14 protein-coding genes and 1 pseudogene are annotated in these 14,884 nt (G+C 58.9%); 5 read left to right on the top strand and 10 right to left on the bottom strand.

Annotation, left to right across the window (positions count from 1 at the left end; genetic code table 11):
• Positions 1-2 precede the first annotated feature (2 nt).
• Positions 3-632 carry an isochorismatase family cysteine hydrolase gene (locus tag IB254_RS18080; protein WP_192229074.1) on the bottom strand — a complete coding sequence of 210 codons (630 nt, stop codon included), beginning with the start codon at positions 630-632 and terminating at the stop codon, positions 3-5.
• Between the two features lie 100 nt (positions 633-732).
• Here IB254_RS18080 and IB254_RS18075 point away from each other — a divergent pair, with 100 nt between their 5' ends.
• Positions 733-1,242, top strand: coding sequence for a winged helix-turn-helix transcriptional regulator (locus tag IB254_RS18075; protein ID WP_192418505.1), 510 nt, complete (start codon positions 733-735; stop codon positions 1,240-1,242).
• Positions 1,243-1,307: 65 nt separating this feature from the next.
• Here IB254_RS18075 and IB254_RS18070 read toward each other — a convergent pair whose 3' ends face one another.
• From IB254_RS18070 to IB254_RS18055, 4 genes are all read right to left on the bottom strand, one after another.
• Positions 1,308-3,743 (bottom strand): TonB-dependent siderophore receptor, encoded by a 2,436-nt coding sequence (locus IB254_RS18070; RefSeq protein WP_192418503.1) that lies wholly within the window; start codon positions 3,741-3,743, stop codon positions 1,308-1,310.
• Between the two features lie 93 nt (positions 3,744-3,836).
• On the bottom strand, positions 3,837-4,814 hold the full coding sequence (locus IB254_RS18065; RefSeq protein ID WP_192418501.1) for a FecR domain-containing protein: 978 nt from the start codon (positions 4,812-4,814) through the stop codon (positions 3,837-3,839).
• Positions 4,811-5,317, bottom strand: coding sequence for a sigma-70 family RNA polymerase sigma factor (locus tag IB254_RS18060; protein WP_008032410.1), 507 nt, complete (start codon positions 5,315-5,317; stop codon positions 4,811-4,813). Before IB254_RS18060 ends, IB254_RS18065 begins: the two co-directional genes overlap by 4 nt.
• 98 nt (positions 5,318-5,415) lie before the next feature.
• Complete coding sequence (locus IB254_RS18055) at positions 5,416-6,363, bottom strand: Dyp-type peroxidase (RefSeq protein ID WP_192418746.1); 948 nt, start codon at positions 6,361-6,363, stop codon at positions 5,416-5,418.
• Between the two features lie 137 nt (positions 6,364-6,500).
• On the opposite strand from IB254_RS18055, the gene IB254_RS18050 reads away from it, so the two are divergent.
• Entirely contained in the window at positions 6,501-7,061 is a 561-nt protein-coding gene (locus IB254_RS18050; protein ID WP_192418499.1) for a nucleotidyltransferase family protein, read from the top strand.
• Here the strand turns inward: IB254_RS18050 and IB254_RS18045 are convergent.
• From IB254_RS18045 to IB254_RS18035, 3 genes are all read right to left on the bottom strand, one after another.
• Complete coding sequence (locus IB254_RS18045; protein ID WP_192418497.1) at positions 6,979-7,653, bottom strand: helix-turn-helix transcriptional regulator; 675 nt, start codon at positions 7,651-7,653, stop codon at positions 6,979-6,981. The genes IB254_RS18050 and IB254_RS18045 overlap by 83 nt on opposite strands.
• Before the next feature lie 19 nt (positions 7,654-7,672).
• Entirely contained in the window at positions 7,673-8,302 is a 630-nt protein-coding gene (locus tag IB254_RS18040) for a hypothetical protein (RefSeq protein ID WP_192418495.1), read from the bottom strand.
• 208 nt (positions 8,303-8,510) lie between these two features.
• Complete coding sequence (locus tag IB254_RS18035; protein ID WP_008032405.1) at positions 8,511-8,942, bottom strand: nuclear transport factor 2 family protein; 432 nt, start codon at positions 8,940-8,942, stop codon at positions 8,511-8,513.
• A 235-nt stretch (positions 8,943-9,177) separates the two neighbouring features.
• Between IB254_RS18035 and IB254_RS18030 the strand changes: the two genes are divergently transcribed.
• The 3 genes and pseudogenes from IB254_RS18030 (at position 9,178) to IB254_RS29915 (ending at position 11,550) form a co-directional block, all read left to right on the top strand.
• Positions 9,178-9,852, top strand: coding sequence for a DUF2238 domain-containing protein (locus IB254_RS18030; protein WP_192418493.1), 675 nt, complete (start codon positions 9,178-9,180; stop codon positions 9,850-9,852).
• 84 nt (positions 9,853-9,936) lie between these two features.
• Positions 9,937-10,692, top strand: a pseudogene (locus IB254_RS29920) (MCP four helix bundle domain-containing protein); the annotation flags it as partial.
• Positions 10,687-11,550: a methyl-accepting chemotaxis protein gene (locus tag IB254_RS29915; protein WP_411738479.1), complete on the top strand. Its 864-nt coding sequence runs from the start codon at positions 10,687-10,689 to the stop codon at positions 11,548-11,550. The pseudogene IB254_RS29920 and the gene IB254_RS29915, both read left to right, overlap by 6 nt.
• A gap of 909 nt (positions 11,551-12,459) precedes the next feature.
• Here IB254_RS29915 and ilvD read toward each other — a convergent pair.
• Complete coding sequence (gene ilvD, locus IB254_RS18020) at positions 12,460-14,142, bottom strand: dihydroxy-acid dehydratase (RefSeq protein WP_192418489.1); 1,683 nt, start codon at positions 14,140-14,142, stop codon at positions 12,460-12,462.
• Between the two features lie 129 nt (positions 14,143-14,271).
• Positions 14,272-14,871: a hypothetical protein gene (locus IB254_RS18015; protein ID WP_192418487.1), complete on the bottom strand. Its 600-nt coding sequence runs from the start codon at positions 14,869-14,871 to the stop codon at positions 14,272-14,274.
• Positions 14,872-14,884: the final 13 nt, after the last annotated feature.

Raw genomic sequence — 14,884 nt, 5'->3', positions numbered from 1 at the left:
GGTCACTCCTGCCCTGCGAGGGCGGCGACGAGTTCGTCCGTGGTCACAATCGAATGGGCAAACGTGGGGCCGTTCAACTCGTGGGCGGCGTGCATCATTTCCGGGCGGAAGGCGGCGGTCGCATCGCGCACCAGGGTGACGTGGTAACCCATTTCCGATGCATAACGGGCGGTCGCTTCGATGCAGGTGTTGGCCAGCAGACCGACGATGATCACGTGGGTGACGCCTTTTTGCTTGAGGCGAAAATCCAGGTCGGTGTTGGCGAAACCGCTCGAACCCCAATGCTCCTGCACGACGATGTCACCGTCCTTCGGCGCAAAATCCGGATGCCATTCGCCGCCCCATTCCCCGCGAGCAAAGTGGTGCATGTGCATGATCTTGCACTGGGTCGGCGTTGGATGGTCCCAGCCTTCGTAGTCACCGTGTTCCCAGCGATGGTGCGGTACGATGACGACCGGAATGTCGAGGGCGCGAACCGTGCGGTCGAGCGTGCGCAGGTTGTCGAGCAGGCCGACTTGCTCGGCGATCGGCTTGATCAGGGGAAAAACCTTGCCGCCTTCCGAGAGGAAGTCGTTGTACGGATCGACCAGCAGATAGGCGGTCCTGTTGAGCGGATAAAGGGCGTTCGACATGACGATGTTCTCCACAAAAGTTGAGTGACCGGTGCCGGGGACTTGCCTGGGCATCTTGTTGATATGATAATCATAGTTACAGCGAAAGAGGCAAGCCCGTATGTCGACCAACATTGCTGCTCCCGACACTCTATGCCCGATTGCGCGGGCCGAAACAGTCGTGGGCGACCGCTGGACCGTGCTGGTCCTGCGTGAGTTGTTCATGGGAAGTCATCGATATGACGAGATCCAGGCGCAGACCGGCGGCACCCCGCAAATGGTCGCTGCACGCCTGAAAAACCTGGAAGCCGACGGCCTGGTAGAACGCCGTCTCTACAACGAACGGCCACCGCGCTACGAGTACCACCTCACCGCGAAAGGGCAGGCCTTCTACTCGGTGGTGTTGGCGTTGCGTGCCTGGGGGGAAACCTGGTGCAAGTCGCCGGAAGAAGGGTTGGCGGTGGTGTACACCCACAAAACCTGTGGCGAGCCCGCCGGGTTAGGACCGCTGTGCGCCCATTGCGGTGAGCTGTTGCGCCGCGAAGAGTTGATCAGTGAGCAGAGCGAAACCTACGCCGCAGAGCGGCAAGCCCGGCGTGAGGCTTTCAAAGTCGGGAGGAGTCAAGCGTAGGGATGCTGAAACCGCCCTCCCTGCGTTCGCGACCGGGGAGGGCGTTGATGAAACGACTTGCGGTGTTAGAACTCCGGCGTGTATTTCACGCTGAACATCACGTTGCGTGGTTCACCGTAGTTGTTGTTGCCATTGATCTGGTTGTAGGCCGCCGTGTAGTAAGTCTTGTCGAACAGGTTGTTGGCGTTCATCGCCAGCTCGATCTCCGAGGAGAGCTGGTAGCCGACACGGGCATTCCAAACGGTGTAACCCGGTATGTTGACGACGTGGTCGTAACCCAGAGTATGGCTTTGGGTCGTGAAGCCCAGGCCGGTACTCACACGGCTCCAGTCGCCACCCAACTGGTAGTTGCCCCAGACGCGCAGCATGTGTTTCGGCGTCCACCAGCTGAAGACTTTGCCTTCGTTGTCCGGGTCCTTGAGGTACTTGGTGGTGTTGTAGGTATAACCGGCAAACAGTTGCAGACCGTCCAGCACTTCGCCGCTGATTTCGGCGTCGAGACCCTGGCTGCGTACTTTGCCGGATGCCTTCGAGCAGTACCAACCGTCGCAGTTTTGCCCACCGTCCATATCGAGCGTGGCGCGGTTTTCCTGGTCGTAACGGAACAACGCCAGGGACGTATTGACCCGACCCTCCATCAACTCGCCCTTGAGACCCAATTCGTAGTTCGTACCGATGATCGGTTTGATTACCGAGCCGCTTGTACTGCGTTCGGTTTGCGGTGTGAACACGTCGGTGTAGCTGGCATAGACCGCCCATTCGCGGCTCAAGTCATAGACGATACCGGCGAAGGGGGTGACTTCACCGTTTTCGTTGCTGGTGCTTTCAGGATCGGCGGTAATGCTGGTCGCGTCCTGGCGCCACGATTTATAGCTGTAGTCGTACCAACTGACCCGTGAGCCGAGCACCAGGGTCAGCGGATCAATAGGCTTGACCCGCCAGCTGCCGTAGAGGCCTTTTTGGCGGATGTCATATTTGCTTGGTGTCCCACGGCCACCGGGGCTATTGAGCAAACCCTCGTAGCTGATTTCGGGACGGTTGTGATCAATGTCGAAGATGGTGTCGGCACTGTTATTGAAGGTTCGGGCGAACTTGTCATCCGAGGTGTACTTGGAGTAGTTGCCACCCACCATGATTTCCTGCTGCATGGACAAGGCTTCGAATTTACCGTTGAGGTTCATGTCCAGAGCGACTTTGGTGGAGTCCATGTCCGTCACGAAGTCAGCGTACTGCACGCCGCTGCCATCGGCATTGATGCCGTCGCCACTGGATTGCACCCGTTGGTTTTTCGCTTTATTGGTTTCAGTCATGCGCACAGCGCCGACCTTGAAGGCCCAATCGTCGTTGAAACGGTGTTCCAGGTCGGTGTAGAGCGTGGTGACATCGATGTCCGAATGGTTCCACTTGGCCCCGGTGTACGTGCTGCGCGGCAGGTCGATGGACTTACCGCCGGCGTAGCGGGGGAAGCCGCGGACATTCGAGCGCGATTCGCCGTCGGACTGGCTGACTGCCAGGCCCAGGGTGGTGTCTTCACGCAGGTCGAAGTCCAGCGCGCCGTACAGCGAGGTGGTCTTGTACCATTCGGAATCGACGAACGAGTGGCTGTCGTCCTGGTCGGCAATGAAGCGCCCGCGCACGGTGCCGGCCTGGTTCAGCGGCCCGCCGGCGTCCAGTTGCAGACCGTAGTGGTCCCATGAGCCGGCCTTGCCAGTGAGGGTCACTGTCGGTGCGGCCTGGCCGCGTTTGCGCACCAGGTTGACCGCGCCGCCAGGGCTGCCGGTGCCTTGCAGCAGGCCGGACGCGCCACGTAGCACTTCCATGCGATCGAAGAAAATCAGGTCCTGCGTGGCCCAGTTACCCAGCGAGTAATAGTTGCGCGGAATCGGCACGCCGTCGTACTGCCAGTCATCGATCTGGAAACCGCGCGAGCTCAGGATCAGGCCTCTGCCGACGCCTTGAGCACCGACCAGGCCGGTGGTCTTGTTGGCCGCGTCCTTGAGATCGACGATATCCTGATCGTCCATTTGCTTGCGGGTCATCACCGTGACCGATTGCGGGATTTCCTTGAGGGTGTGGGTGCCCTTGCCGATGGTCACCGCCCGCGCAGCGTAGGAGCCTGAGCCTTCGGTGGTGGCGTCGGTGCTGCGTTCGACGATGTTGGTCACGCCCAACTGCAACGCTGCGCTGTTGTCCGGGGCTGGCTCGACGCTGAAGTTACCTTGCCCGGTCACTCGCAATTGCAGGCCGCTGCCCGCCAGCGCCTTTTGCATCGCCTGTTCCGCAGGCATCTGGCCGACCACTGCCGGGGCTTGTTTGCCCTGCACTAGCGAAGGCTCCAATGAAACGATATGGCCACTCTGGCTGGCGATGGCATTCAGCGTGCTGGCGAGTGGGCCGGCCGGCAGGTTGAACATCAGGTCTTGCGCCTGCGACAGGGCAGGGCTCGCCAGGGTTGCCAGGGCGACAGCGGCGGAAAGGGCATGGGGCCACGGGTTGAACACAGCGTTCTCCTGAAAATGTGGAAGTGTCAGGAGATAGGTGGGACGAGAAATGAAAACCGGACACGAATGAGAGTTATTTTCAAAAAAAATTTATCAGCGCGACTCTTTTGCACGTATCAGCGTCAACCATGGGCTGTAGCGATCCACGCGAATCGGCAGGGTTTCCGCCAGGGCCATGAACACCCGATCCGGATCGTTCAACGGGAATACGCCCTGAACGCGCAAGCCGCGAACCTCGGGAGCCACGCGGACAAAACCCCGGCTGTACGGGCGTAGCGCATCGACGACCTGTTCCAGAGGATCGTCCAGCACGTTCAATCGCCCGCTGAGCCAATCGGCGCGATGACGCTGATCGCCGGCCACCGGAGCAATGTTCCCTGCATACAACAAGGCCGATTGACCTTCCTGCAGGTCAAGCGTCGTGCCGTCGAACAGACGGGCTTCGATGGAGTGTTGCAGCACCACCACGCGAGTCGCGTCTTGTTCCTGAGCCACGAGGAAACGGGTGCCCAGTGCCCGTATTTCACCTTGAGCGGTGCGCACCCGCAGCGGACGCTGGGGGTCGGCCGCCACCTGAATCACCAGTTCGCCGTGGCGCAGAATCACCAGCCTTTGCTTGTCATCGAAGCGCAGGTCCACCGCGCTGTTCGCGTTCAGACTCAGGCGGCTGCCGTCGGCCAGCGTGAAATCCTGACGCTGGCCACGGCCGGTGTGCAGATCCGCCAGCAGCGAGTCACCCAGCGGGCTGCGAATGCCGAGCCACGCGCCGCCGCCCAGCAGACCCAGGCCCGCGATCACGCGGAGCGCATCGCGGCGTGAACCGTGGGGCTGCAACAGCAGTTGCCGCGCTTCGTTGGCTTGACCGGGCAGACGCCGATCCAAGGCACGAATCGTGTTGAAGGAACCGCCAAGACGCTCCTGCAAGGTGGCCCAGGCCTGGGCGTGTGCGGGGTCCATCGCCAGCCATGCGTTGAACCGCTCTTGCAGTGCAGCATCGGGTTTGCCGGCACGAAGGCTCACCATCCAGTCGATGGCCTGCTCGCTGACCGGGTCAAGGCGCGGCTTGCTCATGGCGTCAACTCGCTCAGGTAGCACTGACGCAACGCCTGTTTCATGTAGCGGCTGACCGTGCGTTCCGAAAGCCCCATTTTGTGAGCAATCGCCACGTAGCTCAGACCGTCCAGCTGGCTGTAGAGGAACGTGGCCTTGACGACCAGTGGCAAGCCGTCGAGCGCCCGGTCGATCGCGACCAGGGCTTCGATCAGTTGCAACTGTTCTTCAGGGGAGGGGGCGAACGATTCAGGCAGCGTGGACAGACGTTCGAGGTAGGCCAGTTCCAGCTTGCGCCGGCGATGACGGTCAAAGATCAGTCGTCGGGCAATGGTCGACAGGTACGCGCGAGGTTGTTCGATGCTGTCGGGGTCTACCCGGGCCACCAGCATCTGGCAAAACGTATCGGCGGCGGTGTCCTCGGCGTCCGCGTGATTGCGCAGGCGCCGCTGGATATGCTGCAGCAGCCAGCGATGATGGTCGCTGAAAAAGAAGCCCAGCTTGCTGGTCGGAGGAACTTGCACCGGTTGGCTTTCCAGATGTTAGTGTGAATCGTTCTCAATACTACCTTTGAGATGATCGCCACTGCAATCTCTGACTTCGCCAATGGAACGGACAGTCCTCAGGTGAAACGGTCCGCCAGTTCTTCCAGCAGATCTGCAGACGGAACGAAGAACAGGCTTCCGGTCACCGCCGTGCTGAAATCGAGCAAACGGTCGTAATTACCCGCGGGTCTGCCGACAAACATGTTTTCGAGCATCTGTTCAAGCGGAGCAGGCGAGCGCGCATAGCCTATGAAATATGTGCCGAACTCGCCAGCGCCAGGACGGCCAAAGGGCATGTTGTCGCGCAGGATTTTCACTTCCTGCCCGTCCTGGGTGATCGTCGTCAGGGCACTGTGCGAAGAGGTGGGTTTGACCGAGTCATCGAGTTCGATGTCGGACAATTTGGTTCTCCCGATAATCCGCTCCTGAGCTTCAACGGACAGCGCGTTCCAGGCAGTCATGTTGTGCAGGTACTTCTGCACCAGCACATAGCTGCCTGCGGTGAAGGACGGATCTTCATTGCCGACAAGCGTGAAGTCGACTGCCTTGCGGCCGACCGGATTTTCAGTGCCATCCACAAAACCGATGATGCTGCGCATATCGAAATAGCGAAAACCCTGAACCTCATCGACAACCGAAACAGCCTCTCCAAGCGATGAAAGTAACTGGGTCGCCAATTCGAAGCAGAGGTCCATCTGGTCTGCACGAATGTGCAGCAAAATGTCGCCCGGTGTTGCAACAGCGCGACGTTCCCCTGCACCAAACTCGCGAAATGCATGCAGCGACGCGGGGCGCGGGTTACCAAACAGCGTGTCCCAGACTGTGGAACCGAAACCGCAGACACACGACAAGTTACCGGAAGGGACGCGTTTACCAACCGATCGCGTCAGGGCCGCGACATCGGCGCAACAGGCCCGGACTTTACCGGCAGCATCACTGCCGGGCACCAGGGTTGCCACGATAAAAATCGCGCTGCTGGTAATGGGGTTGCAGATGGATTGAGGCTCAGGCGTTTGGCTATACATTGGCGTCCATGGTGTCCTGGTGAGTTGCGACACTTTAGCCTTCCGGCGGGTGGAGTGAAACACTCGCGCCCGGTCTTTCATTGAGCGCTTTTAATGTATCGTCTGCCCAAAGGATTTAGGCCCCGCACGGAGACAGCATGACCCTGACCACCCATACGCTGATTGAAATCGCGATGACCAACCCGGCCAACGCCGAGATTGCCCGGCGCCTGCCCGCGCTCGGAATCAATCAGTGCATGTTGACGGCGGGCTGCCTGTTTCAGGCTGTGTGGAATCAGCAATCCGGCCGGCCTGCCGCGTGGGGCATCAAGGATTACGACGTGTTTTACTTTGATGAAGACGAATCGTGGGACGCCGAGAACGAAGTCATCCTCGGGGCCCGCGAACTCTTTCACGACCTCGACGTGAACATCGAAATCAAGAACCAGGCACGGGTTCATCGTTGGTACGAACAACGATTTGGCAGGTCGTACCCGCAACTGAGGTCGACGAAGGATGGCATAGACCGGTATCTGATTGCAGGGACGTGTATCGGCCTCGATGTGGTGAGCGGCGAGGTGTACGCGCCTTACGGTTTGAGCGATGTCGAGGACGGGCTGTTACGGATCAATCCGCTCAATCATCAACCGGATCTGTTTGCCCGGAAGGCCGCAAGTTATCAGGCCCGGTGGCCGTTTCTGCGCTTGGTCGAAGCTTGAACCGACAGACATTACCGCCGCGCACCATGCATTCCGTATGGTCGACTTCTGCGCCGCCCAGCGTGCCGATCAAGGCCAGGTCCAGTTCACAGACCACCGGATGGGCCTCTGCGAGTCGGTGAAAAACGCAGTTGTGCGCGACGATTTCCGGGTCACCGCTGGAGCGAAAGAACACCTCCGACTGGTATCCCGCCTGGTTCATGTGTTGCACGATCCTGGCTTCGTCGACCACCTGCGATTCACGATCCAGCGCCAGTTTTCGACCCATGCTGCGCATCAGCGTGGCCAGCGCTTCGGGACCGATGATGCCGGCCACTTCATCGATCAGCACACTCGCCAGCATCTGATACTGGCGAGGAAACTGCTCCTTGGCATGGTCGGTGAGCCGGTACAGTTGCTCTGGGCGCCGACCCGTCGGCCGGGTTTCGCCCCGTAACACCAGGCCGTCACGCTCAAGCGCCGCCAGATGCTGGCGAATCGCAGTGCGGGTGACGGCCAGTTGTTCGGCCAACTCGTCAATGCTCATGCCGCTCGCATGGTGCAGCAGCGCATTGAGCAGGTCTTGCTGTGTCCGGCCCAGTCCTTCCAGCATGGTGTGTCCTCGCCCGACGTCAGAACTTGTCCGGGAACTGCTTGACCAGTGCCGCCGTCAGCGCGTCGGCCAGCGCCAGGATATGGCCGCGCATCATGTGCCAGGTCCGCGCTTCGCCTGCGTAATCGTGTGCGGCGAGTTCATCGATCTGCGCGACATGATGGCCCCCGTGAGCACCGAGCATGGCAACCAGCGTGGCTTCAGGCAAGTTGGGGTTGGCTTTGGCCAGGAACGCGGCAATCGCCTTGGCATTGCTGGTCAGGTCCGCGACTGCGGCTTGCTTGCCTTTGCTGTCTTTGGCGACCGTTGCATCGCTGTAATGCTTCACCGCACCCCAGTGGCCGGCCAGCAATTTGAGCAACTGATCGGCAGCAGGCTGACCGTAGAGCGGGGCGATGCTATTGGCGATTTTGGTGGCGTTGTCGACCACCTGATCAGCGGCGACTTTGGCTTGCTGCTTGTCGGCAGCCTGATTGGCGATGGCGTAATTTCTGATCCAGAACACATGTTCGACCCACAGGTTGCGCAGGGCCAGGCGCGTGGTCAATGCAACGCTGTCAGGCGCAGCCGTTGAGGCGGGCGGCGTCTGACTCCAGACCGGTTGAGCACAGAACGCCAACAACATTAAAGCCAGGATCTTGATATTCATGACGGCACCCTCGGGAAGTGGGATTGTTCGACAATATCAATTTAAGCATAAAAATATGTTTTTATCGGGCGTTCGCCCCGCGCGCAGATCAACGGTCATTGTAGGAGCGAGCCCGCTCGCGATGAACGTCAACGATGACGCAGTTTGCCTGAATCAACGCGGCGCTTATGGGGCCATCGCGAGCGGGCTCGCTCCTACACAACCCAAATCAGAACTTGAACGCCTGACGCCCGACCAGCAGCCAGTGGCCTTTCTGTTTCTGCCAGATCTGGAAGTTCTCGATTTCGGTCGGAATCACTTCAGTGCCTTTCAGCGCCTGTGCCGAGAAATGGTTGCGAACCAACGCCACGTCACCGGACAGGGTGATGGTCTGGTTTTGCATTTCGAGGGTCTTGAAGGCGCTTCGACCGGTTTCGATGTCGGCGATGTATTCCTGCTTGTTCTGGATTTTCCCGCTGGAATGCCCGTAGGTCAGGTTTTCGGCGGTCAGAGCGTTCAGTTCGGAAATGTTCTTTTTCAGCATGGCCTGGGTCAGGTGGTCGACTGCCTGGGCCACGTCTTTTTCAGCGGCGGACGGGGCGGCCGCGACATAGCCACTGAACAGGCACAGAAATCCAACCAGCAATTTCGCTTTTTTCATGGGTGTTTCCTTGTTGTTGTGGGTGATCGAGCGACGAACGTTTAGCGTTATTCGTCAGTCGTCGTACAACCTAGCATGAGCAGTGAAAAAAACGAACTTGCGCGCCGGGCTTTTCTCGAAGTTATGAAGATGTTCATGCGTGATATAGCGGGGAGGCTGGTGCATCTCTGATAACACCCCAGTGCTTTTGCGCTGCCAGGCTCACGCTGCATCCAACCTGTGAGGCACTCAAATCATGCAGCCAAACGCACATACGCGATACGAACTGGCGCTGCTGATCCTCCTGTTGTCGATTGTCGTGGTCCTGGGCTTTTCTCCCCACAGCCGAGTGGATTGGGCGCTGGAGAATCTGTTGGTGTTGTTGCTGGTGGGCACACTGGTCGCGGTTTCTCGCTGGTTTCGTTTGTCCGCCGTGTCGATCAGCCTGGTCTTCGTTTTCCTGTGCATTCACGAACTGGGTTCCCACTACACCTATTCCCTGGTGCCGTACGATCGTTGGTGCTCTGCCTTGACCGGTGTCAGCCTGGATAAAACCTTTGGGCTGCAACGCAACCATTTTGATCGGCTGGTGCATCTGAGCTATGGGCTGTTGCTGGTGTATCCGGTTCGCGAAGTGCTGCTGCGCCTTACGCCGTTGCGCGGTTTCTGGCTGTTTTTCATCACGATGAACATCATGTTGTCGACGTCGGCGGTGTATGAGCTGGTGGAGTGGATCGGTGGCGCGTACCTGGGCGACGACACCTCGCAGGCCTTTGTCGGTGCACAAAACGATCCCTGGGATTCACAAAAGGACATGGCACTTGCGGTGGCCGGTGCGTTCTTTAGCCTGTTGCTGGTTTCCCTTTGTCGTAAAACGCAAAAAGCGCCGATGACGACCGCATGTCGTAAAAGCGCGAGCCCATCGAAATAGCCTTCAATTGCGCTGTGACGCAGTCGATAACCTGTTCAGAAGCCATGCGCGAATGGCTGCACCCACTGACAGGAGACCCACAGAGTGTCGATAAAATTACGTTTGCTCTTGTTGATCGGCACCGGCCTGCTCACGGCCTTGATCATGAGCCTGGTCAGTTACCTGGGAAATTCGCAAATGGCGACGGCAGTGAATGACAACGAGGTCAGCATGACTGCGCTGCGCAATCACCTCGAAGCCGACATGATGCATGACGCGTTACGCGCGGATGTGCTGTCGGCGATGGTCGTCGGGCTGGGCAAAAGCACCAGCAGCAAAGCCGAGGTGCGCAGCTCCATCGAGGAACACGCCTCGCACTTTCGTGAAATGCTCGGCGACAACCTTAAGCTGCCGGTCAACGACACCATCAAGGCTGGCCTGAACAAGATCAAACCCAGCCTCGACACCTACATCAGTGCCGCCGAACGTATCGTCGGGCTGGCGCTGGAAAACCCGGATGCCGCACAAAAGGAACTGGGCGCTTTCAACACGGCGTTCAGCCAACTGGAAGACCAGATGGCCGCCCTCAGCGAGCTGATCGAGACCAACACCCAACAGACCAGCACGGGCACCCAGCATGCCATCGACAACGCCAACCTCACGCTCGGTATCGTGCTCATCGCCAGCCTGTTGCTGCTGATCGTTCAGGGCCGCTGGGTGATCCTGAGCATCATGGGGCCGTTGCGGACCGCCAGCCGCATCGCCGAGAGCATCGCCCACGGCAACCTGAGCGAGCCGATTGTCGAACCCACCCACAAGGACGAAGCCAGCGCACTGATTCGCAGCCTCGCGACCATGCAGCGCGATTTGCGCGGCATGATCGAAGTCGTGCGCAGCAACGCCCACGGCGTCAGCGGGATGAGCGCGCAATTGAGCAACGGTTGTCACGAAGTGGCCGGCAGCAGCCAGCAACAAAGCGCTGCCGCCAGCACCATGGCTGCCGCCGCCAGTGAGATGACCGCAAGCATCGAAGAAATCACCCGCCACGCCGAGCGTGCGTTGAACATGGCCAATCAGGCCGAGGCGCTGGCCAAGGATGGCGGTCGGGTGATCCATCAGGTGGTCAACGACATGGACGGGATCGCGCGGTCGGCACAGCAATCGGCACAGGTCATCCGCACGCTGGACAAGGAGTCCGAGGCGATATTCAGCATCATTCAGGTGATCAAGGGCATTGCCGATCAAACCAACCTGCTGGCACTGAACGCCGCCATTGAGGCGGCTCGCGCCGGTGAGCAGGGCCGTGGGTTTGCGGTGGTAGCCGACGAGGTCCGTAGCCTGGCGGGCCGCACCAGCGCCTCGACCCAGGAAATTGCCGCGATGGTTTCACGCATCCAGCAAAGCACCCGCGAAGCGGTCACCAGCATGGAGGCGGGCGTCGCGCAGGTCGACAAAGGCATGGCCGTGACCGCCGACGTCGAGCGCGCCATCCGCGAAATTCTCGAAGCCACGCTGAACACCACGCAACTGGTGAATGACATCTCCCGCACGATTGGCGAGCAGAGCCTGGCCAGCAATGAAATAGCGCATCAGGTGGAAATGATTGCGGGCATGTCCGAAGGCAACAGCAAGGTGATCGGCCAGACGGCTTCGACGACGGATGACCTGTCGGCGCTGGCGGGGAAATTGTCGCAGTCGGTGGATCGGTTTCGCCTCTAAAAATAAACACAACCCTGTAGGAGCCGGCTTGCCGGCGATAAGTGCAACGCGGTTTAACGGGATACCGCGCAGCCCCCATCGCCAGCAAGCCGGCTCCTACAAGTATTTATCGGTGACGGCACCCTCGACAACGGATGACCTGTCGGTGCTGGCGGGGAAATTGTCGCAGTCGGTGGACCGGTTTCGCCTCTAAAAATGAACACGACCCTGTAGGAGCCGGCTTGCTGGCGATGGCAACAACGCGGTTTGACGGGATACCGCGCAGCCCCCATCGCCAGCAAGCCGGCTCCTACAGGTAGTTATCGGTGAAGGCACCCTCGACGACGGATGACCTGTCGGCGCTGGCGGGGAAATTATCGCAGTCGCTGGACCGGTTTCGCCTGTGAAAATAAACACAGCCCTGTAGGAGCCGGCTTGCTGGCGATGGCAACAACGCGGTTTAACGGGATACCGCGCAGCCCCCATCGCCAGCAAGCCGGCTCCTACAGGTATTTATCGGTGACGGCACCCTCGACGACGGATGACCTGTCGGCGCTGGCGGGGAAATTGTCGCAGTCGGTGGATCGGTTTCGCCTCTAAAAATGAACACGACCCTGTAGGAGCCGGCTTGCTGGCGATGGCAACAACGCGGTTTGACGGAATACCGCGTTGTTAGCATCGCCAGCAAGCCGGCTCCTACAAGTATTTGTCGGTGAAGGCACCCTCGACAACGGATGACCTGTCGGCGCTGGCGGGGAAATTGTCGCAGTCGGTGGACCGGTTTCGCCTGTGAAAATAAACACAACCCTGTAGGAGCCGGCTTGCTGGCGATAGGAGCAACGCGGTTTAACGGGATACCGCGTTGTTAGCATCGCCAGCAAGCCGGCTCCTACAGATGATCTGCGATGTTTACAAAATGTATGTTCCTGCCTACAAGTATTTATCGGTGACGGCACCCTCGGAGGCGCTGGACACCGTCTTCGCATACTTCGCCAACACCCCGCGTTTGTACCTGGACTCAGGCCGCACCCAACGGGTTTTGCGCTCGGCCAGTTGGGCATCGGAAACGTCGACCGTGATCTGCCGGGTTTCGGCATCGATGGTGATTTTGTCGCCGTCTTCGATCAACGCAATCGGCCCGCCATCAAAGGCTTCCGGCGTGATATGGCCCACCACAAAGCCGTGTGAACCACCGGAAAAGCGGCCATCGGTAATCAACGCAACATCCTTGCCCAACCCCTTGCCCATGACCGCCGACGTCGGCGAGAGCATTTCGCGCATGCCCGGGCCGCCCTTGGGCCCTTCGTAGCGAATCACGATCACGTCACCCGCTTTCACTTCGCCATTGAGAATCCCGGCCAGCGCACCTTCTTCGCCGTGGTAGACCCGCGCCGTACCTTCAAAGCGCAAACCTTCCTTGCCCGTGATCTTGGCCACTGCGCCGGTGGGCGAAAGGTTGCCGCGCAGCACCACCAGGTGCGAGTCCTTTTTCACCGGCTGGTCGAAGGGCAGAATCACGTTCTGGCCTTCCGGATAATCCGCCACGTTTTCGAGGTTTTCCGCGAGGGTCTTGCCGGTCACCGTCATCGCATCGCCATGCAACATGCCGGCCGCGAGCATGCGCTTCATCAGCGGTTGAATGCCGCCGATGGCCACCAGTTCGCTCATCATGTATTTGCCGCTGGGGCGCAGGTCGGCCACCACTGGCGAGACTTTGCCCAACTCGACGAAATCATCCAGCGTCAACTCGACATCCACCGCGTGCGCCATGGCCAACAGATGCAGCACCGCATTGGTGGAGCCGGCGAGGGCGATGACCACGCGGATCGCATTTTCGAAGGCTTTGCGGGTCATGATGTCCCGTGGTTTGAGGTCCAGCTTCAACAACTCCATGACCTGCTGGCCGGCGCGGAAACTGTCCGAGGCCTTGTCGCTGCCGACAGCGTCCTGAGAGCTGGAACCGGGCAGGCTCATGCCCAGCGCTTCAATGGCCGAGGCCATGGTGTTGGCCGTGTACATCCCGCCGCAGGAACCGGGGCCGGGAATCGCCACTTCCTCGATCTGCTTGACCTGGATTTCGTTGATGTCGCCACGCGCATTCTGGCCCACGGCTTCGAACACGGAAATGATGTCGGTGTGGCCGGCACCGGGCCTGATCGTCCCGCCATAGACGAAGATGGAAGGGCGGTTCAGCCGCGCCATGCCGATCAGGCAGCCCGGCATGTTCTTGTCGCAACCGCCCACGGTCACCAGGCCGTCGAAGCCTTCGCAACCGGCCACGACCTCGATGGAATCGGCAATCACCTCGCGTGACACCAGCGAATACTTCATGCCTTCCGTGCCGTTGGCGATGCCGTCGGAAATGGTGATGGTGTTGAAAATGACGCCCTTGGCCCCGGCGGCATTCGCGCCTTTTTCGGCCTCGACCGCCAGTTTGTCGATGTGCATGTTGCACGGCGTGACCATCGCCCACGTCGAGGCGATGCCGATCTGCGGTTTCTTGAAGTCCTCGTCGGTAAAACCCACGGCCCGCAGCATCGAGCGACCGGGCGCACGCTCCACGCCATCGACCACTTGAGAGGAATATTTGCGCAGATCGTTTTTATCGCTCATGACTGCTCCTCACCGGTTCATCGAAAAAACAGGTTGAGTATAGTAATGCTTGGCGCCTGTGCATTTGGGCTGATAGGTGACATCGATTGCCTCTGGCGGCAGTCCGATACTTTATAAATGAACGCGTTGTTACAGGGGGTCTTGCCAAGTTTTTGCTTTTCTTGATCTCACTCTAAAGTACATAATTATGTAGGGACCTAATATGCTTAATATCGCCAAGGCGACTGAGGCAGGCATCCACCTTAAAAGCGATTTGCGTTTCTCTTCATAAGAGGCTAGTTGTTTTTCTTTGAAGGTTAGCTTTTCATGTTCGACATTATTATTAATAAGTGCTGCAGCCATCAGGTATCCATCTTTTTGTAGATAGCTTTCAATGCGTTGTTTGTAGTTAATATCATTGATCGCCCGTATTGCATCTAGTTTTGCATCCTCGCAATATGGTTTGGCAAGTACTGATTTTTCTTGCGTGGCATTTGCGCATAGTTTTAGTTTTTCTACGGCTGTATTGCTGATTGCTATGACTCGGTGTATATGTAGATCCTGTCTGCTTTGCCTAATTTGCTCTTGGTTTGATAGGTCCCAAAGAGCCCAGCAGCCCAAGACGCTGCTACCGAAAATAAACCCGCCGAAGGCTACAAGGGCAAGCCGTCTGGATTTACTTTTTGAAAGGTAATCTAGGGTGGCTAAGGACAATTCTTTAATGCGCTTTATGTCGTCAAGATAGCTCATTGAGGTTTCATTA

It is taken from the genome of Pseudomonas sp. PDM03 (assembly GCF_014852385.1).
GTDB lineage: Bacteria > Pseudomonadota > Gammaproteobacteria > Pseudomonadales > Pseudomonadaceae > Aquipseudomonas > Aquipseudomonas migulae.
The sequence above is the reverse complement of the archived record's forward strand: the minus strand, read 5'-3'. Positions and strand labels throughout refer to the sequence as shown.